This is a genomic window from Halochromatium salexigens, assembly GCF_016653295.1.
In the GTDB taxonomy this organism is placed as follows: Bacteria; Pseudomonadota; Gammaproteobacteria; order Chromatiales; family Chromatiaceae; genus Lamprobacter; species Lamprobacter salexigens.
On record NZ_NHSF01000054.1, the window covers coordinates 171,795 to 191,974 of the forward strand.

Annotated in this window: 21 protein-coding genes; 6 read left to right on the forward strand and 15 right to left on the reverse strand. The window is 63.6% G+C overall.

The features are described 5' to 3' along the window. Nucleotides 1–16: 16 nt before the first annotated feature. The 3 genes from CCR82_RS08995 to CCR82_RS09005 all read left to right on the forward strand — a co-directional run bounded on the left by CCR82_RS08995 (nucleotide 17) and on the right by CCR82_RS09005 (nucleotide 4,024). A complete protein-coding gene (locus CCR82_RS08995) occupies nucleotides 17–2,023 on the forward strand; it encodes a TonB-dependent receptor plug domain-containing protein (RefSeq protein WP_276570554.1) in 2,007 nt (668 codons plus the stop codon). Between the two features lie 152 nt (nucleotides 2,024–2,175). After that, nucleotides 2,176–2,607, forward strand: a complete 432-nt coding sequence (locus CCR82_RS09000) for a YfiR family protein (protein WP_242513354.1) — start codon at nucleotides 2,176–2,178, stop codon at nucleotides 2,605–2,607. Beyond that, nucleotides 2,597–4,024 (forward strand): sensor domain-containing diguanylate cyclase, encoded by a 1,428-nt coding sequence (locus CCR82_RS09005; protein ID WP_201245217.1) that lies wholly within the window; start codon nucleotides 2,597–2,599, stop codon nucleotides 4,022–4,024. The genes CCR82_RS09000 and CCR82_RS09005 overlap by 11 nt, the downstream gene beginning before the upstream one ends. Before the next feature lie 56 nt (nucleotides 4,025–4,080). On the opposite strand, the gene CCR82_RS09010 is transcribed toward CCR82_RS09005, so the two are convergent. Together CCR82_RS09010 and CCR82_RS09015 are read right to left on the reverse strand one after the other, a co-directional pair. Continuing rightward, nucleotides 4,081–4,752 (reverse strand): hypothetical protein, encoded by a 672-nt coding sequence (locus CCR82_RS09010; RefSeq protein ID WP_201245218.1) that lies wholly within the window; start codon nucleotides 4,750–4,752, stop codon nucleotides 4,081–4,083. Nucleotides 4,753–4,825: 73 nt separating this feature from the next. Further along, a complete protein-coding gene (locus CCR82_RS09015) occupies nucleotides 4,826–5,791 on the reverse strand; it encodes a hypothetical protein (protein ID WP_201245219.1) in 966 nt (321 codons plus the stop codon). 207 nt (nucleotides 5,792–5,998) lie between these two features. On the opposite strand from CCR82_RS09015, the gene CCR82_RS09020 reads away from it, so the two are divergent. From CCR82_RS09020 to CCR82_RS09030, 3 genes are read left to right on the forward strand one after another with little or no spacing between them, the layout of a single operon-like run. Beyond that, nucleotides 5,999–6,544 carry a single-stranded DNA-binding protein gene (locus tag CCR82_RS09020; RefSeq protein WP_201245220.1) on the forward strand — a complete coding sequence of 182 codons (546 nt, stop codon included), beginning with the start codon at nucleotides 5,999–6,001 and terminating at the stop codon, nucleotides 6,542–6,544. Nucleotides 6,545–6,547: 3 nt separating this feature from the next. Continuing rightward, entirely contained in the window at nucleotides 6,548–7,465 is a 918-nt protein-coding gene (gene rfbD, locus CCR82_RS09025; RefSeq protein ID WP_201245221.1) for a dTDP-4-dehydrorhamnose reductase, read from the forward strand. Between the two features lie 34 nt (nucleotides 7,466–7,499). After that, nucleotides 7,500–10,181: a calcium-translocating P-type ATPase, PMCA-type gene (locus CCR82_RS09030; protein ID WP_201245223.1), complete on the forward strand. Its 2,682-nt coding sequence runs from the start codon at nucleotides 7,500–7,502 to the stop codon at nucleotides 10,179–10,181. Here the strand turns inward: CCR82_RS09030 and CCR82_RS09035 are convergent. From CCR82_RS09035 to CCR82_RS09095, 13 genes are all read right to left on the reverse strand, one after another. Next, nucleotides 10,178–11,056: an HpcH/HpaI aldolase/citrate lyase family protein gene (locus tag CCR82_RS09035; RefSeq protein WP_201245225.1), complete on the reverse strand. Its 879-nt coding sequence runs from the start codon at nucleotides 11,054–11,056 to the stop codon at nucleotides 10,178–10,180. The genes CCR82_RS09030 and CCR82_RS09035 overlap by 4 nt on opposite strands. Nucleotides 11,057–11,085: 29 nt before the next feature. Further along, the gene (locus CCR82_RS09040; protein ID WP_201245227.1) at nucleotides 11,086–11,358 is read right to left on the reverse strand and encodes a DUF2442 domain-containing protein; all 273 of its coding nucleotides are present in this window, start codon (nucleotides 11,356–11,358) and stop codon (nucleotides 11,086–11,088) included. Between the two features lie 29 nt (nucleotides 11,359–11,387). Further along, nucleotides 11,388–11,576 (reverse strand): DUF4160 domain-containing protein, encoded by a 189-nt coding sequence (locus CCR82_RS09045; protein ID WP_242513355.1) that lies wholly within the window; start codon nucleotides 11,574–11,576, stop codon nucleotides 11,388–11,390. Continuing rightward, on the reverse strand, nucleotides 11,561–12,688 hold the full coding sequence (locus CCR82_RS09050) for a cysteine protease StiP family protein (RefSeq protein ID WP_201245229.1): 1,128 nt from the start codon (nucleotides 12,686–12,688) through the stop codon (nucleotides 11,561–11,563). The genes CCR82_RS09045 and CCR82_RS09050 overlap by 16 nt, the downstream gene beginning before the upstream one ends. Nucleotides 12,689–12,745: 57 nt before the next feature. Beyond that, a complete protein-coding gene (locus CCR82_RS09055; protein WP_201245231.1) occupies nucleotides 12,746–13,504 on the reverse strand; it encodes an HAD family hydrolase in 759 nt (252 codons plus the stop codon). A 51-nt stretch (nucleotides 13,505–13,555) separates the two neighbouring features. Beyond that, on the reverse strand, nucleotides 13,556–14,011 hold the full coding sequence (locus CCR82_RS09060; protein ID WP_201245233.1) for a tellurite resistance TerB family protein: 456 nt from the start codon (nucleotides 14,009–14,011) through the stop codon (nucleotides 13,556–13,558). A 50-nt stretch (nucleotides 14,012–14,061) separates the two neighbouring features. Next, nucleotides 14,062–15,276, reverse strand: coding sequence for a TerD family protein (locus CCR82_RS09065; protein ID WP_201245235.1), 1,215 nt, complete (start codon nucleotides 15,274–15,276; stop codon nucleotides 14,062–14,064). A 6-nt stretch (nucleotides 15,277–15,282) separates the two neighbouring features. Then, the gene (locus CCR82_RS09070; RefSeq protein WP_201245237.1) at nucleotides 15,283–15,861 is read right to left on the reverse strand and encodes a TerD family protein; all 579 of its coding nucleotides are present in this window, start codon (nucleotides 15,859–15,861) and stop codon (nucleotides 15,283–15,285) included. 12 nt (nucleotides 15,862–15,873) lie between these two features. Then, nucleotides 15,874–17,025, reverse strand: coding sequence for a phosphoribosyltransferase domain-containing protein (locus CCR82_RS09075; protein ID WP_201245239.1), 1,152 nt, complete (start codon nucleotides 17,023–17,025; stop codon nucleotides 15,874–15,876). Between the two features lie 20 nt (nucleotides 17,026–17,045). Continuing rightward, nucleotides 17,046–17,642 (reverse strand): TerD family protein, encoded by a 597-nt coding sequence (locus CCR82_RS09080; RefSeq protein ID WP_201245241.1) that lies wholly within the window; start codon nucleotides 17,640–17,642, stop codon nucleotides 17,046–17,048. 86 nt (nucleotides 17,643–17,728) lie between these two features. After that, nucleotides 17,729–18,415 (reverse strand): TIGR00266 family protein, encoded by a 687-nt coding sequence (locus CCR82_RS09085; protein WP_201245243.1) that lies wholly within the window; start codon nucleotides 18,413–18,415, stop codon nucleotides 17,729–17,731. Between the two features lie 36 nt (nucleotides 18,416–18,451). After that, complete coding sequence (locus CCR82_RS09090; RefSeq protein WP_201245244.1) at nucleotides 18,452–19,030, reverse strand: TerD family protein; 579 nt, start codon at nucleotides 19,028–19,030, stop codon at nucleotides 18,452–18,454. Nucleotides 19,031–19,201: 171 nt separating this feature from the next. Further along, nucleotides 19,202–19,915 carry a ComF family protein gene (locus CCR82_RS09095; RefSeq protein WP_242513356.1) on the reverse strand — a complete coding sequence of 238 codons (714 nt, stop codon included), beginning with the start codon at nucleotides 19,913–19,915 and terminating at the stop codon, nucleotides 19,202–19,204. Between the last annotated feature and the right edge of the window lie 265 nt (nucleotides 19,916–20,180).

Genomic DNA, 20,180 nt, shown 5'->3' on the forward strand with positions numbered 1-20,180 from the left:
CTTGGCTCTCTGCCTCTTGTCTCCTTTCCAGGTCGCGTTGGTGTATGCCAATCCGCAGAGTGACGACGCGGCGACGGATGCGGATCAGGCTCCGCTTCAGGATTTATTGTCGCTGCTGGAGCAGGAGACCGAGCTGGCCACGCGCAGCGGCATGAATGCCGACTATGTGCCTGGCATGGCCACGATCCTCTCGGGCGAGGATCTGCTGGTGCGCGGCGTGCGCAATGTCGGCGAGGCCTTGACGCTGGTGCCGGGCATCAGCGATGGCATGGAGATGAGTGGTGAGCGGCAGATCCTCAGCCGCGGTGTCGGTTTCGGGTACGCCTCGGGCAACATCAAGATCCTGCTTGATGGTGTGTCGATGAACTCGACCCTGTATGCGACCGCGAATCCGGTGCTGAACATCCCGATCGAGCAGGTCGAGCGCATCGAGGTGATTCGCGGTCCGGGTGCGTCGGTGCATGGCGAGTATGCATTCGCCGGTGTTGTCGATGTCATCACCCGCAAGTCGCAACGCAAACTCCATGTGCAAGCCATGGAGGGGAGCGGCGACCGTGGTGGCGGCGGCCAGTGGTATTGGCACGATCGCGAGCGCGATCTCTCCGTGTCCTTCAATGTGCTTGGCCTAGACGGTGATGCCGGCGTCGATGTCGCCGAGGATGCGCTCTATGGGATCGATCGGCCCGAACTCTCTAACGCGCCGGGAACAAGTAACGAGTCGCATCGTTATCGAGGGTTGTTCGCCGATGTCACTTGGGGCGACGTCTTCGCGGCGGTGAAGATTCTCGACGACGACTATGGCGACGCCTTTGGGATCAACCACTTCCTGCCGCCAGAGGGTGACCGGCTCAGCTCTCGCCAGGGTTATGAATCGTTGCAACTCGGCGGCAACCTTCAGCTCGGCGAACGGCTCCGCACCCAGCTGCGCTTGGAAGCCTTGCGCCACAACCGTGACCGCAATGAGCTCTATGTGGCTCCAGCGGGCTACTTACTCGAGAACCAGCCGGTCTACATGAGTCAGGATTACCGCGAGACGCGCTACCTCGCGGCGGCCGACTTGCACTGGCAACCACATCCGCGCCATGAACTCTTCGTTGGACTCGAGGCGCGTCATGTGCAGGTCGACGAGGCAACCTGGGATTGGCCAGAGGCCTTTGCGATCGATGTTCCCTGGTTGGATGAGGATCTCAGTCGCCGCGTCCTGAGTGTGGTTGTGCAGGATCAAATCCGCATCGGTGAGCGTCTCAACCTGACGGCAGCCTTGCGTTTCGACGAGTACAGCGATGTCGGTATGCACCTGAGCCCGCGGTTGGCGGCGGTCTGGCCGATCAATGACGAACACATCCTCAAACTGCAATACGCGCGTGCGTTTCGTCCGCCGACCTTCTACGAGCTGACTTATCCCGGGGAAGGGACGGATGAGGTGCGTGCCGGCGAAATCGCGACCTATGAATTCGGCTACATCCTGAAAAAGCCGCGCTGGGAGGGTCGACTGATCCTGTTCCAGTCCGATCTCTCGGATTCGATTGTGTTCGGATACGATGAGGAGGGCTACATCAATAGCGCTGATGTGCGCTTGCGTGGCATCGAAGTCGAATACACACAACGGCTATTGCCTGCGCTGAAGCTGGATGCCAATCTGTCTTATGTGGAGAGCGTTGATTTAGGACTGGATCAGCAGCCGCTGCCCGGCGGGACGGATCTGCTTGGCAATCTCGCCCTCTTGTGGCAGCCAATCCATGCCTGGACCGCTGCACTGCAACTGCGTTATGTGGGGGAACGGGCGCGTCGGCCCTCGGATACGCGCTCACCCGTGGATGCCTACACCCTGGCCGACCTGACCCTGAGCTATGCCACCTCTGACCGTGGCCTCTTTGCACACATCGGGGTGAAGAATCTGACCGATGCCGATGTCCGTTTTCCGGAGCAGCCTTCTGGTCTTGGTGGTGTCGACTTGGTCTATCGAAAGGACTATCCGCGTCCGGGACGCCGTTGGTGGCTGTCCATCGGCTACGCGTTTTGACCATGTCGGGCCCTGTTGTTGGTTGCTGCCGGCTCCTGATTGTCGCTCTCGCTTGTATCGCGCTCTCGGGTTACGGTTCTGAGGGTCTGGCGCGCGTCCTCTGGCCGGAAGATCAGCAGCGTCTCCGGGTTGGGCTCCGGATCTTCCCCGCTGTGCTAGGTGCTTTAGAGGGATTACAGCAGCGCCAATCCGCCGATGGGCAGCTGCTCGTCGTCGTCGCCCATCAGGGATCGAATGATGCGGTCAAACAGGTTGTGAGCACCCTGGAGGAGATCAATCAGGTTCAGGGCATGCCTCTGGACGTCAAGGTGCTGCCACTGGATGACCTCCAGACCTACCGTGGCCCGGCGCTGAGTGGAATTTTCATTGCTAGCGTCGAGATCGAGCCGGAATCCCTTCGGCAACTCTCGGTTGTTCATGGGGTGTTGGTTTTTTCACCCTTCGCGGGCCACGTCCAAGCGGGCGCGGTGGCGGGCATCCATGTCACCGATCGGATATTGCCGGCGATCAATCTGGCGCAAGCACGCCGTGCCGGTGTGCGCTTCAAGGCCTTTTTCCTGAGGGTCGCGCATCATGCCGAGTGAGCACCGATTTTCCGAAGATCGCCCGTCCTTTATCTTCGAGCGCAATCTGGCGGCGATCTTTGCCTTACTTGGCTTGCTGTTGACGGGTTTAATTACCGGTTATTGGCTGTTCGTGCTAGAGCCGAGCCTGCACGCCGATGCTGAGAGCCGGGCCCGTGCGCTTGCCCAGGCCCAAGCGCGGAGCCTTGAATCGCTGTTTGCGATCGATCTGCCACCGGAGCGCTTGAGCACCGCCCTGGATACCCGTCTTGACGGAATCCTTTTGCTCAAGGAGCAGGGCACGGACACGCCTCTCACTGATCGGGTGGTGCTCGAGTTTGATCCGCATGCCACGCACCTGACGACCGAACAGTTGAGACTCGCCCGCGGGGAGGCGACATGCCCCGACTCCTGCTTCGTGACCGAGGAGCCGCTCTATCATCCGCGCAAACATCTGCTGATTGGTATTGCTACCTTTTATGCCAATACCGAGTCGCTTCGCGCATTGATCAGCGATGTCCGCATCAAGCTGTTTTGGACGGGATGTGCGGTTCTTTTGCTCATCGGAATGGGTTGGTTGTCGGCTGGCTGGTTGCTCCGTCGCCTCAGGGAAAGCGAGACGAATCTGCGCAGCCTACTGGACGTCGCGCCCTTCCCGATGTTGCTGGTCGATCAATCAAAGACCTTGATTGTGCGTGCCAATCTGGCGGCCATCCGCTACCTAGACTTAAGAAAGGACGCCAGCGGTCAACTCGGTAGTGAGACCTGGAAGCGGTTAGAGGAGGATGGCTTGCCGAGCGAGGATGAGGGGCAACGCGAGATGCAGATGCGAGATCAAGCGGGTCAATCGCATTGGGCCGTGGTCTCGGTTATTCAGATCAGTCTGTCTGGCACGCGGCACCGCCTGGTCTCGCTGGTGGATATCTCCGAGCTAAAAACCATCCAGCAGCGCCTGCATCAGGCGGCGAACACCGATGCCCTGACGCAGAGCTACAACCGGCGCTACCTGTTTGATCAGCTCCACCAGGAGATGAGCCGATGCGATCGTGAAGGGCATAGCCTCTCGGTGGTCCTATTCGACTTGGACGAATTCAAGTCGATCAACGACACCTTCGGCCACGCCGTTGGCGACACCGTGCTTGTCAGGGCGGCCGAGGTCTTACGGCGGTGCGTGCGAACCATGGATATTTGCGGACGGTACGGGGGAGAGGAATTTTTGGTGCTTTTGCCATCCGCAACAGCCAAGGCCGCGCTTGAGATTGCCGAGCGCATCCGCAACGAGATCAGTGACTTGGATTGGTCGTGCCCTGGGCTTCAGGTTACTATCAGCGGTGGTGTGGCGGAATACAGCGGCGGCACCATCGATACGCTGCTCGAAGCCGCGGATCGCAACCTCTATCGGGCCAAGGAGGCAGGACGCAACCGCATCATTGGTTGACGGGATTCAGGCTGTCCGGTTTGTCTCCACAGGCGGCGATGACTCGTTGGTGTGTTTCAACGCGACCGGCGACAACCCTGATTGTTGCAGCGCACCATGACGGGGGCCTGGTTGGTGCAGAAGACGCGATGGAGTTCTTCGCGGCGGTTGCTGTTGACCAGGGTCGCGCCCTGATCGTCGAGCATGCAGCCAGCGGCTCTGGCGTAGCGCTCGGCATAGTAGGCCCAGAGGCCGACCGGGGTCTCGCTGAAGCCCGGTTCGATGACAGCAGCTTCCGGAAAGGTTGGACTGGTCTGAAGGTAGCGTTGCCAGCGTTGCTGCAGCGAGCGCAGGGCGTCTTGCAGGTTGTCGTGGTAGAGGCGGGTGACGTCGGCGCGCCATTCACGCACGCTGCCGCGCCACCAGCGTTCTTCGGCCTGGATCGAGACGCGGGTTCCGGCGGCCAGCTGCTCGAGGTCGGTGCGGATGCGCAAGTGGGTGGTCTCTGGGGGCACGGCTCCGGGCGGACCGGCGCTGGCGGGTTGTTCCAGCGGGGTCTCGAAGATGATCCGCTCAGCCGTGCTCTCGATGAGCGTCCAGCCGCGCGCGAGGGCGGTGTCAAGGGCGAGCGCCTTGACGCGGGCCACGGTGGAGTTGCCGATCAGGACGCTGGGGCCGGCGCTCGCGACCGTTGTCGCACTGAGAGCGATGAGCAGGAGGGCCAGGAACAGGGGGCTGAGCGCTTTCATGCCGAGGGTCTTGTGGCTGGAACGGGGGGGCGGAGGCGGAGCTAGGAGCGATGCTTGGGCCTTAGAGGCCGGGTTAGGGGCGCGCCCGGCAGACGCCGCCCTGACAGCTGAGCATCAGTCTGCCGCCGTTGGTGCATTGGATCTCGTAGAATTCGAAAGCCGGCGTCGCCCGGAGCATCACGGCGCCACGCTCATCGGGCTCACAGCCGCGCTCCCGGGCTGAGGCCTCGGCATAGAAGGTCCAGAGTCCGCGCGGGGAGGGGTTGTCGAGCACCAGCATCTCGTTGGGCTCGCTGGTCTCGGCGGCCGCGAACTCGTCTCGAATCCGGCCGGCCGGACGTCGCAAGGCGGGCTGCTCGAGTGTCACCGAGGAGGCTGGTGCGGCAGCTGGTGCATCAGTGCGCGTAGGGGCGCCGGTTTCTCTGGTTTCGGCGCTGGCTCCGGCGCTGATGGGCGTATCCTGTATGGGCTCGGTGGGGCTCTCGGGCAGCCCATTAGTGCTAGCCTCGGCGATGACCACGGCATCGGGATCGGGCGGCAGCGGGATCTCGGAGGCGATACGGGAGCGATTCTCGAGCCAGGCGTTGGCGAGGGCGTTCAGCGAGATCAGCAGGGCGTCTTCGTAGTCGCTGGTGTAGTCGATGCGGCGTTCGGTCTCGGTGCCGGGGTTGACCACCACGTAAACGCTTAAGCCGACGAGCACATCGCGGCCACGCTCGCTCAGCCGGGTCTCGACTTGCAGCTTGGGTGTGCTGGGATGGCCCTCGGGGTTGAGCAGGTGGGCCTGGGGTGAGTCCGGCGGCAGGCTGCGCTCGAGCAGGAAGCGGTGCTCGTCAGCCTCGATGATCCGCCAACCCTTACTGCGCGCCATGCCCATCGCTAGCAGCCGCGCTTCCTCGATCCCGGGGCCTGGCAGCTGGATCTCCGGTCCGGTGGCTCCGATGCTGGTATCGCTGCTTTGCCGAGGGGACTGGGAGGCGCAGCCGCCGATGAGCAGACTGGCGCAAACAAGGAGTCCATAATAAACGCACTGCTTCACGTCGCGCTCCGGGTGTTATCGTGCCACCGGATGCTAGCACAGTGCGGCGCGCGTGCAGGCGGAGACAGGCGATAGACAGACGCACGTGTTGCTGGAGCGCGGTAGCGCGGTGGACAAACTGGCGCGGTGGACAAGCCGGCGCGCCTTTGTGCACCATTGATGATTCGATTGATGACTCGGTAGCTCGACCCTTTTGGAGTGAATGCGATGGCAGGTGGCGGCGTCAATAAGGTGATCCTGATCGGCAACCTGGGCGTGGACCCCGAGGTGCGCTACATGCCCAGTGGCAGCGCGGTCGCTAACCTACGCATCGCAACCAGCGAGAGCTGGCGCGACAAGACGACCGGCGAGTCGCAGGAGCGCACCGAATGGCACCGGGTTGCCCTCTTCGGCAAACTCGCCGAGATCGCCGGGCAGTATCTGCGCAAGGGCTCCAAGGTCTATATCGAGGGCAAGCTGCGCACGCGCAAATGGCAAGGGCAGGACGGCCAGGACCGCTACACCACGGAAATCGTGGTGGATATCAACGGCTCGATGCAGATGCTCGATGGGCGTGGTGGCGGTGGTGGCGAATCCGGCTACGGTCGCGCTGCGGCGCCTGCTGCGGCATCCAGTGCGTCGGCCCCTGAGCGCGGCGAGGATGCGCCCGCCGCCAGCCCGAGCTTCGACCATCAAGCCCCCGCCGGTCAAACCCCCGGCAGTCGAGCCCCGACCGGCTCGGACACCGATTTCGATGACGATATTCCGTTTTAAGCCATGACCGATACCCCCCGCATCCTGCTCATTGGCTCCGACGGACAAGTCGGCTGGGAGCTGCGCCGGACCCTCGCGCCAGTCGGTCAGGTCATTGCCGCCTCGTTCGATGGCGCGGACGGGCCAGCGGTGGATCTGACCGATTCGGCATCGCTGCGCCGGCTGTTCCACGAGACCGCGCCGGATGCCGTGGTCAATGCCGCCGCCTACACGGCTGTCGACAGGGCCGAGACCGAGCCCGAACTAGCGCAGGCCATCAACGGCGATGCGCTGGCACTGATGGCGGAACTCTGCACCGCGCCGCGCATCCCAGTGATCCATTATTCGACCGATTTCGTCTTCTCCGGCGTCACCGATCACCCCTATCGCGAGGAGGACCCGGCCGAGCCCAGGAGTGTCTACGGCCGCACCAAGCTCGCCGGCGAGCAGGCGCTGCTGGACTCCGGCGCGCCGGCCTTGGTATTGCGCACCGCTTGGGTGTATGGCGTGCGCGGCCGTAATTTTCTGCTGACCATGCTGAATCTGTTTCGCGAGCGCACCGAGTTGCGCATCGTCGATGACCAGATCGGCACCCCGACCTGGAGCCGCATGCTGGCCGAGGTGAGCGCCCAGATCACCTATCGCATTTTCCATGGCAGCCTCGATATCGAGCAGATCAAAGGGCTCTATCATGTCACCGGGGGCGGGGCGACCTCCTGGTTCGGTTTCGCCGAGGCGATTCGCGAGGCCACCGGCAGTCAGTGCCGGCTGACACCGATCCCGACCAGCGAATACCCGGCACCGGCGCCGCGCCCGGCCTATTCGGTGCTCGATACCGGGCATTTCCGCAACACCTTTGGGCTGGCCCTGCCGGATTGGCGGCAGTCACTCGCGCTGTGCCTCGCGGATCTGCGCGAGCAGCGTTCCCCCTACACCCCGTGATACCCAGCGTTTACAGAACAGGAAGACAGCGGTCATGAAAAACACCTATCCGGGCTTGACCACCGACGAGGTCAAGGCCTCACGCGCGCAGTGGGGCAGCAATGCCCTCACGCCGCAGGAAAGCGAAGGCTTTTGGGACAAACTCAAGGGCAATTTCGAGGACCCGACCATCATCGTGCTGATGGTCGCGCTGGTGATGATCACCGCACTGGCGCTGTTCGGCTATGCCGAATGGTACGAGGGCGTGGGCATCGCCATCGCGGTGGTCATCGCCACCGGCGTGGCGACCTGGTCGGAGTACAAGAACGAGGGCGCCTTTCAGCGGTTGCTGACCGACGCCTCGCAGATCCAGGTCAAGGTGTTCCGGGATGGCTCGAGCCTGGAGATCCCGATCGATGAGCTGGTCGTCGGCGATAAGGTGCTGTTGCAGCCGGGCGACAAGGTGCCCGCCGATGGCATCGTGCTCTCCGGCGAGCTGACGGTCGATCAGGCCTCGATGACCGGCGAGTCCGAGCCGGTGAACAAGAACGCGGTGCCAAGCCGCGAGGCCGCCGCCGAGGTGGCGGATCTGCATGACCCGCACTGGGTCTTCCGCGGCTCGGTGATCGAGGATGGGGAGGCCATCGTCGAGCTGGCCGCCGTCGGCGACAAGAGCTTCTACGGGCGCCTGGCCCAAGAGATGAGCAGCGAAGCGCGCGAGACCCCGCTGCAGGCGAAATTGTCGGTGCTCGCCGGTCAGATCGGCAAGTTCGGCCTGTTCGGCGGTATCGCCATCGCCTTCGCCTTCATGGGCCAGAAGCTGTTCATGGAGCGCGGGCTGACGCTCGCGACCCTTGGCCCCTTCCTCGCCGATTGGGCGAATTGGGGCGCCCTGGTGAGCGATTTCGTCACCGCCATCATCCTCGCGGCGGTGATCATCGTCGTCGCCGTGCCCGAGGGGCTGCCGATGATGGTCGCCATTGTGTTGTCGATCAACATGCGCAAGCTGCTGCAGGATCGAGTGTTGGTGCGCAAGCTGCTCGGCATCGAAGCCGCTGGCAGCCTCAATGTGTTGTTCACCGATAAGACCGGCACGCTCACGCGCGGGCAGTTGCAGGTCTCGACGGTGGTGCTCGGTGATGGTCAGCAATGGTCGGAGTTCGCGACGCTGCCGGAGCCGATTCGCGCCACGGTGGGCACTTCGATCCGGCTCAATACCATGGCGGTGATCGATGTCAGTCAGCCGGATGCGGTCAACATCATCGGCGCGGATCGCACCGAGCAGGCCTTGCTGCGCTTCGTCGAGCCGGTGTTGCGCGAGCCGGACCCGGCCTCGGTGGTCGACATGGTGGCCTTCAGTACCGCGCGCAAATTCTCGGCGGTGCAGCTCGAAGACGGGCCGGCGACCACCCTGATCAAGGGTGCGCCCGAGCTGATCCTGGCCCGCTGCACCCAGATGCTCGATGCCGACGGCCAAACCCGGCCGCTGGCCCCGGCCGAGCTGGACTCGACCCTCAACGCCCTGGCCGAGCGTTCGATGCGCTTGCTCGCGCTGGCCGTCTCGGACGCGCCGATCGGCGAGCACAAGGGACTACCCGAGCAGATGACGCTGGTGGCGGTGGTCGGCCTGCGCGATGAGCTGCGCCCGGAATCGCGCGATGCGGTGCGCGTGGCGCGCGAGGCCGGGGTGCATGTGGTCATGGTCACTGGCGATCGCCACGAGACCGCGCGCGCGATCGCCACCGATGTCGGTCTGCTCGATCCGGGCACCGGGGTGGCGATGACCTCCAAGGAGATCGAGGCGCTCTCCGATGAGGAGCTAAAAGCAGTGCTGCCGCGCCTGCAGGCAGTCTCGCGCGCCTATCCGCACACCAAGAGTCGCTTGGTCCAGGCCGCGCAGGAGATCGGCCTGGTCGGCGGGATGACCGGCGATGGGGTCAATGATGCCGGCGCCTTGAAGCGCTCCGATGTCGGCTTCTCGATGGGCAGTGGCACCGAAGTGGCCAAGGAGGCCGGCGATATCGTCATCCTCAACGATAACTTCTCGTCGCTGACGCGCGCCGTGCTCTATGGCCGCACGCTGTTCAAGTCGATCAGGAAATTCCTGATCTTCCAGCTCACGGTCAATGTCTCGGCGATCCTGGTCGCCTTTTTGGGTCCATTCTTCGGTTTCGATCTGCCGCTGACCATGGTGCAGCTACTGTGGATCAATCTGATCATGGATACGCTCGCCGCGCTGGCCTTCTCGGGCGAGGCCGCACTGGATCGCTACATGCGCGAGAAACCGATCCCACGCGATACGCCCATCATCAGCGGCGATATGTGGTCCTCGATCCTGATCAATGGGTTTGCGATCGCCGTGCTGAGTATCGTCTTTTTGACCTTCGCGCCCATTCGTGGTCTGTTCAGTAGCGAGGCGGCCTTCCTGACCGGCTTCTTCGCCTTCTTCGTGTTCATCAACAACTTCAACAAGTTCAACGCACGCACCGAGAACACCGATCTGTTCGAGCATCTGACGGAGAACCGTTTGTTCATCATCGTCGTCGCGCTGATCTTCACCCTGCAGATCGTCTTCACCTACTTCGGTGGCGAGGTGCTGCGCACCGTGGGGCTGAGCTTTGGTGAGTGGATCTGGGTTCTCTTGTTTTCGGCAGTGATCATCCCGATCGACCTGGCGCGTAAGACGATGCGCGATAAGCTGGGTCTGCATCCGGTGGAGACGTTTGAGAAAAACTAGCGCCCCATGGCCGAGCGCATGACGATGTGCTCGGCCCAGGCGCTGTGGGTGGCGAGTTCGCACATGGAGCCGCCGAATTTGAACACGGCGCGGTCTTCGTCGAGGATGCGCTGGGCTACCTCGAGATCGCCGGGTGAGACGCGGAAGCGGCTATCGATCAGCGGCAGCTGAGCGGGATGGATCGCGGTCTTGCCGCAGAGACCGTGGGCAAGGTCTTCGCCGAGCTCTTCCGCGAGGATCTCGGGGCAGTCGATGTGCTCGAATACCGGCGCGGTGAGCTGAAAGCCATGTGGCTTGAAGACGGTGACCAGGTTGGCGATGGTCAGCCCGAGTGGGGTGCGATAGAGGGTGCGATCGCGTGGGCGCCGGATGCCGAGGAGCGCCAGCAGATCGTTGCCGCCGATGCGTAGCGCGAGGATCTGGTCTTGATAGCCGCGCTCGAGCATGTAGTCGCGCAGCTCGGCCATGCGCGCGGGATCGAAGACGTCGCGGGTCTCGAGCGTCGGCATGCAGCGGTAGCGGCGGTGCCGGCTGCCGCCGAGCTGATCCATGTAGGCGTCTATGTTGCGCATGTCGAGCTTGGGCAGGACGAAGCCGTCGAGCTTGTCGACGCCGGGCAGTGCGAGCAGCCAGGTCAGGATCTCGGGGTTGCGCACGCGCACGAAGCGCAACGTCTCGCTGCTCGGGCGCATCGTGGCGAGGCAGTGGCGCAAATTGTCGAGCGCCGGGCCCAGGACCTCGGCGGCCACCGCGTCCTCGGTGCAGAAGATGACCGAGCGCAGCTCGGGCCATTTGCGGGCGTTGGCGATCGATAGGCAGTCCTTGTGTGTCACGGGGACATACAAGGAGCCGCCTAGGCGATAGGCTTCAAGCATTGGTGACCGCTCTGGAAGACTAAATAAGTTTAGGCCGCTTGTTCCGGAAGAGGGAGTTGGAATTTTCCGGCAACGACACCCGCAACGGTCAGGTCTTCATCCAATGCTTCCCAACGGAGCGCATAGCCGTTGACCTCAATGGTCACTTGTTTTAACTGCTCTTGAGTTGCTGCGCTGAGCACCTTGAAACGATCCGCCGGGAAACCAACGATGCGCCCATCCGTGAGTTCGAGGTAAATCATTCTCGCCTCGGCCCAAGCACGCAGGGCGCATGGCTCATTGTCAATGGCTGTGGTTTTCATGGAATTGCTCCAGCAGAAATGATTGATGATTATAAATGATTCTCTCGATCTCTCTGAAGCTGATGCGCGGGAATGCCCCTGTTTCGTGCAAGTGAGATGGGTGACAGCCAAAATTTACACTCACCTTCAGCGCCGCGAATACGGATATGAGCCGGCTCTGTCCCTTCGTCAGAGTAGAAGTGGAATCTCAAGCCTTTGATTCTTAGGACGGTTGGCATGCCTTGATCAACGCGACGGCTTGATAGGGCAGGCTGGGGTCGACCTCAGAGTGCACGGCCTTTTCCTCGGCGAGCTGGCGCAGATGTGCCACCTCGGGGATCTCGGCATCGCGCAGGATCAGCAGCTCGGGCACGCGCCGCAGCAGCACGCGGGTGGCCTCGCCGATGCCGGGCTTGATCAGGTTCTCGTCGCGGATGGCGAAGCGGCTCTTGAACCCGGCGATGAGGCGCTCTGAGCGCATCCGGGCCGAGGTCGGATCGATCGGGTTGGGGTTGGGCCGGTAGCCTGCGGCCAGCTGCTCGCGAATGGTCTCGCGCAAGGCATCAACGAACCAGACCGAGCGATCCTGAGGTGCGAACTCGGCGTAATAGACGCAGCCGTGGAAATCCCGCGGGCCGATCTGCTCGTTGAGGATGGAGCGGCTGACGAGTCCTGAGAGGGTCGCGTTCATGATGCTCGAGGGGATCAGGTAGTCGGCATCCGAGGGCGCAATCCCAACGCCTGCGAGATCGGTCAGGGCATAGAGGTTTGGATCCAAAGCAGTGAAGTCGGCGATGGCGTGTCGCAATTCTCGCGCGATGACGCCTTTGCCGGTCCAGCCGTCGACGAAGACGATGCTGGCCGGATCATGGCCGGCCTCATCGAGCACATAGCGCAATGCCTGCTGATCGATGCCGCGATCGCGAATGATTGAGAGCGAATAATGGGTGGCGCTGCGCTCGAAACAGTCTTCCAGCGCATGCTTGAGCACCGCACCGACCGGCGTGCCGGCGCGCGCCAGCGAGAGCAGCGTGATCGCATCGGCTCGCTGGTCGGCGATGATGGCGGCGAGATCGAGCAGTCCCTGCGCCATGCGGACTCGATTCATCGCCCAGGCCTGCTCGAAGAGGGCCATGTAGCGCGGCGAGGGCAGGGACTCGCGGCTGAGCATCTCGCTGTAATGGCGCTGGCCGCTCTGGATCAGTCGCTCCTTCTCGGCCACTGGCGTCGGCTCGAGCTGGAGCGGTGTGAGCAGGAAGCGCACATCCTCGGGGCGGTAGCTGCCGTGGAAGCAAGCGCCCTGGGCAGGCTGCGGCGGTTGGTGGTGGTGTTCCAGCGGATCTCGGGCCATGGGATATGCGCGGCGATGAGATGAGCAGGATGCGATGAGCAGGTCGGGCCGCGAGCGCTAGAGCAGCGGGCGGCCGAAGGTCGCGGCGAAGAGCTGCGTATCGCGCGGGGTGATGCAGTAGTCGCATGCGGCGATGAAGGCGCCGTCGATGAGACTGTCGCCGATGCCGATGGTGAGCCATTCTTCCCCGCTGTCGGTGAAGCGCTCGATCAGATGGCGCACGGCGTGCTCCTTGCCGACCCCGCGCGGGATCACTGCGAGATTGTTGTCGTTGCGATGCACGCGGTAGGCGTCGCCCTGCGCGGCGAGCCAGGGCTCGATCACCTCGGCGTCGAGGCGTGCCAAATCCGCGGCACGACCGTCGCGATACTTGGCGACGAAGTAGAAGGGTAGCTCGAACTCGCCGACCAGACGGACTCGGGCGGCGAGGTCGTTTGCTTGAATGGAGGTTTGCGCCCGCTCAAGCAGATCCAGGAGATCCCCGCGCGCATCCTTGGACACCCCACGCATGCGCTCCAGCCACTCAGGCTCGGGCGCGCCACTCGGGTCGAGTAGAACACCGCCGTAGACCAGGATCGACCAGCTCTCGAACGGCAGATCGACCCGGCGCAGCGCATCCAGGTCGCGCGCTGTGGTCGGCACCAGGGTGGCGTCGGCCGCGAGCCACTCCCAGAACGCCTGCTGCTTGCCGGTCATGAACGAGTGCGCGCTGCCATCCCGCAGCCGGGCCACGGGGTGCAGCGCGCCGTCGGGCGGGCATTTGCGCTGGCTCTGGAACAGGGTGTCGTCCAGATCCAAGAACACGAGCTTGCGCACGCTCGGCTACAGGCCTTGCTCGTTCACCACGGATGCACAGGGAAGATCAGGTCAAGCCAGCTCGAAGTCGGCGGGATTGAGGTTGAGTTCCATCGCGATCTTGCGCGCGACGCGCTTCTCGTCGTCGTCGAAGACGCCATCGGCGCCGGCGATGGCGATGATCAAGCGCATGATCAGGCGGGCGGCTGAGTCATTGCTCTTCATCTTGCGTATCGCCTCGTAGGCCTTGGTCTCACCGAGATCCTTGTCGAACTCGATCTGGCTGACGACGTCCTGGAAGCTGTCGATCAGATCCTTGCTCGAGAACACCGACAACGCCTCGTAGTTCTCGATGAAGCGCATCATCTTCTGCTTCTCGTCCGAGGAGATGTGGCCATCGGCCATGGCGATCAGCACCGAGCCGCTGACGGCGGCGTTCATGAAGTCCTTGTTCTTGAACTTGAGGGCCTCGTTCTTGAGTTCGGCACCTTTGTTCTTGAGGTTGTTGAGAAAGTTCTGAAAGCTCATGGGGTGTCTGCCTCGGGAAGTGAGTTGTTCTAAACAGGGCGTCTTGGTGTTCAGTCCTTGCTGCCGCGAACCCATTTCAAGCCCCACTGATGGGCTTGGTCGACCTCGCGGTGGCCGCGATAGTAATCCACTAGCTTGGTGATGCGGACCGCGCCGGCGTCGTTCTCCAACAGGGCGATGGCGCACATGGGCTGATCGTTGCTCTGAGAGTCGAGCCGGACCTCGATCTCGGGCTGTCCTGGCGTCTTCAGGCTGATCTTGGCATCGGCCTCGGCCCAGTTGGGCACGCCTTCGTAGATGAAGGCATAGATGAGCACGCGCCGGATGGCATCCCAGTGCTTGCCATTGATGCGCAGGTTCTCGCCTTCGCTGCGGGTGCCGCTGCGATCGTCGGCATCGAGCGCGATGTAGGGTGGATTGAGCAGATCGCCGAAGTTGTTGCCCAGTGCCTGGATCGCGCCCTTGTCGCCGGTGCGCAGCTCGACCAGGCAGCCGATGTCGAGATCGATCTGAGTCGAACGCTTGCCGCCACCGAAGAGGCCGCGCTTGACCGTGCCGGAGGCCGCCGGGCGCCAGCTCAGGTTGATCAGGATCTCGCCGTGCTCGGCGTTGCCCGGCTTCTCGAGCGAGACGCGGTTGCCCTTCTTCTCCAGCGTGATCTTGCTGAGATTGACCGGCGGCGCCTCGGGCTGCGGCGGCGCCTTGGGCGGCGGCGGCTCGGCGAGCGTGCCGCCGAAATGCTCGACCAGCGCGGCGAGCCCTCCGTTGAAGCCCTGGCCAATGGCGCGGGTGCGCCAGACCCCGGCCTTACGGTAGACCTCGAGCAGCATCAGCGCCCGCTCGGCGGCGAAGTCGGCCCCGCTGAAGGCGAAACGCCCGGTCTCGGTGGTGCCGTCGAGGAAGCGCACATGGCCTGGGCCGATGTTCGCCATGGCGCCGGCGCCTTCGATCGCCGCCGTGAGGGTCAGGCACTCGATACTCGACGGCAGCTTGCCAAGATCGAGGGTGAAGCCGGCCGCGTCACCAGTGGGGACAGCGGCTGGATCATCAGCGGGCGTGCTCAGCCGCACCCCGCCGCAGGGCGAGGTCGGCTGGTTGAAGAAGGTCATATAGCGCTCATCGGCGAGCTTGCCCTCGGCATCCAGGCCGAAGCAGGCGAAGTCGATGCTCAGGCCCGGTGCCTGGATGGCGACACCGAGCCTGAAGCGCTCGCCGTTGGCGATCAGATCCGTGATCTTGGCGCGTTGTCCGCGGGTCAGGTCCATCTGCGCTCAGCCGACGTTGACGCCGTGCTGCTGGGCGAGCGCCTTGAGACCGCCGGCGAAGCCTTGGCCGACGGCCTTGAACTTCCAGTCGCCGCCGTGGCGATAGATCTCGCCGAAGATCATCGCGGTCTCGGTCGAGTAGTCCTCGGAGAGGTCGAAGCGCACCACCTCTTGGTCGTTGTCACGGTTGACGATGCGCACGAAGGCGTTGCTCACCTGACCGAAGTTCTGGCGGCGGGCCTCGGCCTCGTGGATGGTGACGACGATGACCAGGCGCTGGATCGTGGCTGGGACTTTCGACAGGGTGACATGGATGGTTTCATCATCACCTTCGCCCTCGCCGGTGAGGTTGTCACCAGTGTGCTCGACGGATTGATCCGGTGAGGTGGTCTGGTTGTAGAAGATGAAGTGACTATCGTCAGGCACCTTACCGTCGTCCTTGACCATGAACAGGCTGGCATCGAGGTCGAAATCCTGGCCGTCGGTCGCGCGCGCGTCCCAGCCCAGGCCGACGAGTACATTCTCCAGATTGGGTGCTTCCTTGCTCAGGTTGACGTTGCCACCTTTGTTCAAGCTGATTGCCATCAGGACCTCCGCTTAGGATGTGAGTGTGGGTTTGCTGGTGTAAGGCACGCAGCGTGCGCCGAGCTGCGCGCACACCTCGGTGAGGCTGTCGCTCGGGGTCTCGTGACAGAGGATGATACGCGCGTAGGCATTGGGGTCGACATTGTACAGATAGTTCGGGATGCCCTCGCCATAATTGTCCATGAAGACCAGCCGCTGCTCGATGTCACTGCCGAGCAGGATGGGCGAGCGGGTGGTCGACTGCACATGCACATTGCGCCCCTCGCGTTCCAGGGCACGCCCGATCCGAAAGGCCGGGTGCATCAGCTCGCCGGTGCCGAGCACCAGCAGCGGTGCCTCCAGCGGCAGATCGTCGACCAGCGCGGCGACCTCCGAGTCGCGCAGCGGCAGGCGTTGACTGATACCGAAACGCCCGCCGGTGGCGGCGAGCTGGTCCAGGCGCCGGCGATTGTCGCCGACCGCACTCGGGACCGGCTGCTCGACGCGCTGCGGCGCTGGTCTGAAATCGATCTCGGCATCCAAGGCACTGACCAGGCTCACCGGCAGACCGAGCCGCTCGCTGAAGAGGGCAGCGCGTTTGTCGCCACTGAAATTGGTGATGGAGACGAGGTGGACACGCTGCAAGTGCGGATTGCGCGCCCGGTAGGCGGCGGCCAGATTGCAGAGCGTGGAGCCAGTGCTGATCTCGTCGTCGATCAGGATCAGCTCACGCGCCTCGGCGAACAGCCGTTGATGCTCCGGCTCAAGCGGTTCGTAGAGGAGCTGGTCCGGGGCGTGGCAATGGGCCTCCTGGAAATCCAGCGCGCGACAGCCGGCGACGCGATAGCGGGTCGAGTGCAGGAACAGGGCAGGCGCCTCCGGCTGCTGCTCGAGCACAGCCTCGAACACACCCTGACCCAGTCCGGTGGCGGTCTCCGCCATGGCGACGAACAGCCAGGGGCCCTGGCTTGGCATGAGACTTTGGGTGAGGGCTTGCGCGAGATGGCGATGGATCCGTGCCATCGCCGCCGGTCGGGCCGGCCAATGCTTGCCCAACACCTTGCTGACGAACAGGAAGCCACGCTTGGGATTGGCACGCGCGGCGAAACCGCAGAGTGCCTCGAGCGGGAAGGCCGCGCGCCTGACCCGGACCTCGAGCCGACCGGTGGCCAGCTCGATGCGCAAGGGTGGGGCCGAGTCCGCCCTCACAGATGCGGTTTGATCTGCGGCAGCAGTTCCTCGAAGGTGCGCCCGCGACCGACTTCGCCGATGGCGTGCATCTTCCACTCGCCGTTGTGGCGATAGACCTTGGCCATGATCATCGCCGAGTGCCCACCCTGGCAGGAGAGATCGTAGCGGGCGATTTCGCTATTGTTGGCACCGTTGACGATGCGACAGAAGGCGTTCTCGACCTGCGAGAAATCCTGACCGGTGTAGTTATTGACGGTGAAGACCAGGCTCTTGACGTTGCCCGGCACGGCGGCGAGATCGACCTTGATCTGCTCGTCATCCCCCTCGCCCTCGCCGGTGAGGTTGTCGCCGGTGTGCTGGATGCTGCCGTCCTTGCTCTGTAGCTGGCGGAACCAAATCGCATCGGTCTGGTTGCCTTGCTCATCGAACAGCAGGCAGGAGGCGTCCAGGTCGACACTGCCACCGCCCCCGCCGCCGAACAGACCGCCGAGCATGCCTGACTTCTTGCTGTTCGCCGCGTCCCAGCCGAGCCCCATGACGATCCGGCTCAAGCCGCCGCCGGCTTCCTTCTCCAAGGAGATTTTCTGACCCTTTTGCAGGTTGATGCCCATCGTGGTTGTCCTCGTGTCGGGTGAAGAATGTTGTCGTCGTGGTGGTCACTGGGGTGACCCGGGGTGCTGCTTTTGAGCGCCGGGGCTCAGTGATCGTTCTGCGTCTGGAACAGGCTGCGGTTGCGCGAGCAGATCACGACCTTGCCCTGGCCTCGGAAGCGGATCACGAGCCCCTCGCCGGAGGTCACGGAATTGACGATGTTGCCAAAGAAGCCGCCGCCGGTCTGTGGTGTGCCGACCTCGAACGAGAGATCCGACGACCAGGCCACGGCATGGCTGTTGTCGATCACCGTCTCCTGGCCGGGGCTGACGTCGAGCGTGAAGAGCGAGCCGAAGCCCGAGATGGCGAGCTTGCCCGTGCCGACCGCCTCCATGATGACGAAGCCGCCGGTGCCACCGAAGAAGCCGCCGCCGACGGTGTTGAGCTTCGGGCGCACCTGCACGCCCGACTCGGCGGCGACGAAGCTGCCGTCCGATAGGGTGTAGGACATGCTCGGGCTGACGTCGAGCAGCTCGATGGAGCCGGGCAGGGCCGGCGAGAGCAGGCAGTCACCGTCGCCGGTGACGGCCTCGATCTCCTGCTGGAAGAACGACTCGCCGGTGGCAAAGCGCCGCATCACCGCATTGCCGAGGCCGCCGCGCATCTGGCCCTTGACCTGCAGTGGTGCTTCCATCATCACCATGGCGTCGGATTCGCAGAAGATCTTCTCGCCCTTGCGCAGACTCACATGCAAGAACGGATCGATGTCACCGGTGATCGTAAAGGCGGGCATGCGGACCTCCTCCAGCGGATGGGGTTGAATCTCGGGTCAGCCGAGGTTGACGCCGTGATCCTTGGCCAACGCCTGCAATCCGCCCTCGAAGCCCTGGCCGACGGCCTTGAACTTCCACTCCTCGCCATGGCGATAGATGTCGCCGAAGATCATCGCCGTCTCGGTCGAGTAGTCCTCGGAGAGGTCGTAGCGCGCCAGCTCGGTGTTGGAGTCCTTGTTGAGCACGCGCATGAAGGCATTGCGCACCATACCGAAATTCTGCTTGCGGCTCTCGGCCTCGTGGATGGTGACGGCGAAGACGATGCGCTTGGCCTCGGCGCTGACGCCAGGCAGGTTGATCGACACGGTTTCGTCGTCGCCTTCGCCCTCGCCCGTGAGGTTGTCCCCGGAATGCTCCACGGCCCCATCGGGGGAGGTCTTCTGGTTGTAGAAGACGAAATGGGCGTCGGAGAGCACCTTGTCGTCATCGCCGACGATGAAGACGCTGGCGTCGAGGTCGAAATCGGCGCCATCGGTGGAACGGGCGTCCCAGCCGAGGCCGACGAGCACATTGGTGAGCCCCGGATCGGTCTTGGTGAGACTGACATTACCGCCTTTCTGCAAGCTGATGGCCATGTTGCGTTTCCTCTCGGTTGGGTGAAATCCAGTGGTGTGCCCACGTCATCGTTGGCTAGTCTACAGTCAAGACGCCGGTGGCGGAATCGGCACCGCTCAGACGGGCACATGCAGGCAGGATGATATGGGCACACAGGCCCGGCGGGCCAAGCATGCGCAGCCGCTGCTCTATCATGGGGTACGCGCCAAGGCCCAGACATCGACCCGCTCGCAACCGGCCTGTGTCAGCATCCACGCCAACTCCGAGACCGTCGCACCGGTGGTGACCACATCGTCCAGGATCGCCAGATGCCGGGGCACTGGCCCCATGACCTCGAAGGCATCACGGATATTAGTAAGACGCAAGCGTTCGTCCAACTCGGTTTGCGCCTGGGTCGCCCGGGTCCGCCGGCAGCAGCGGTGGTCGACGGGAATGGCCAGACGGCGCCCGACCACCCGCGCCAACTCCAGCGCTTGGTTGTAGCCGCGCGTTCGCAAGCGGCGCGGATGCAGGGGCACCGGTACGATCGCCGCCGGCGCCTGCCAGTCGGCACGCGCGCGCTCGGCGCTCAGCGCATCGGCCAACAGCGCGCCGAGCAGACGGATCAGGTTCAGTTTCGCGCGGAACTTGATGTCGACGACCAGCGAGGACAGCGGCGCTTCATAGCGAAAGGCCGCCGTGCAGCGCGCGAAGGGTGGTGGTGCTTGCTGACAGCGGCCACAGAGAGGGTCCGCCCTGCGCGCTGATGCGAGCGTCGGCGCAGCCGGGGTGGGGAACGGCTGGGCACAGCGCGCGCAGTGCGCGCCGATGAATGGCAGATCGGCATGACAGCCCGCGCAGAGATCGCGACCGGCCTCGCCGGGCGCGCCGCAGAGCACGCAGGTCGGCGGATAGAGGAGGGCCAAAGCCCGCTCCAAGAAATGGTGCGAAGCAGGAACGCAGGCATTTCGCAAAGCGCCAACGATCAGGGGGTCCAAACGCTGAATCCTCCGGAATGATCGGTTCTCATCATCCACCTGAGCAGGGCGCACCTGGGTGCTTGCCAACCATGTGTGCTTGTCAACCACGAGTGCGGCATTTGGTTGACAGCGCCAAACGGATGGTTAGGCTAGCAGATCGCATCGTGGCAACACTGTCAGCGCCGCGACTCCCGAAAAACCCGCTGCCGGA

Coding starts and splice junctions, on each gene's coding strand:
- CCR82_RS09005 (WP_201245217.1), top strand. CDS start 2,597: ATGCCGAGTGAGCACCGATTTTCCGAAGATCGCCCGTCCTTTATCTTC.
- CCR82_RS09010 (WP_201245218.1), bottom strand. CDS start 4,752: ATGAAAGCGCTCAGCCCCCTGTTCCTGGCCCTCCTGCTCATCGCTCTC.
- CCR82_RS09020 (WP_201245220.1), top strand. CDS start 5,999: ATGGCAGGTGGCGGCGTCAATAAGGTGATCCTGATCGGCAACCTGGGC.
- rfbD (WP_201245221.1), top strand. CDS start 6,548: ATGACCGATACCCCCCGCATCCTGCTCATTGGCTCCGACGGACAAGTC.
- CCR82_RS09030 (WP_201245223.1), top strand. CDS start 7,500: ATGAAAAACACCTATCCGGGCTTGACCACCGACGAGGTCAAGGCCTCA.
- CCR82_RS09035 (WP_201245225.1), bottom strand. CDS start 11,056: ATGCTTGAAGCCTATCGCCTAGGCGGCTCCTTGTATGTCCCCGTGACA.
- CCR82_RS09040 (WP_201245227.1), bottom strand. CDS start 11,358: ATGAAAACCACAGCCATTGACAATGAGCCATGCGCCCTGCGTGCTTGG.
- CCR82_RS09045 (WP_242513355.1), bottom strand. CDS start 11,576: ATGCCAACCGTCCTAAGAATCAAAGGCTTGAGATTCCACTTCTACTCT.
- CCR82_RS09050 (WP_201245229.1), bottom strand. CDS start 12,688: ATGGCCCGAGATCCGCTGGAACACCACCACCAACCGCCGCAGCCTGCC.
- CCR82_RS09060 (WP_201245233.1), bottom strand. CDS start 14,011: ATGAGCTTTCAGAACTTTCTCAACAACCTCAAGAACAAAGGTGCCGAA.
- CCR82_RS09065 (WP_201245235.1), bottom strand. CDS start 15,276: ATGGACCTGACCCGCGGACAACGCGCCAAGATCACGGATCTGATCGCC.
- CCR82_RS09070 (WP_201245237.1), bottom strand. CDS start 15,861: ATGGCAATCAGCTTGAACAAAGGTGGCAACGTCAACCTGAGCAAGGAA.
- CCR82_RS09080 (WP_201245241.1), bottom strand. CDS start 17,642: ATGGGCATCAACCTGCAAAAGGGTCAGAAAATCTCCTTGGAGAAGGAA.
- CCR82_RS09085 (WP_201245243.1), bottom strand. CDS start 18,415: ATGCCCGCCTTTACGATCACCGGTGACATCGATCCGTTCTTGCATGTG.
- CCR82_RS09090 (WP_201245244.1), bottom strand. CDS start 19,030: ATGGCCATCAGCTTGCAGAAAGGCGGTAATGTCAGTCTCACCAAGACC.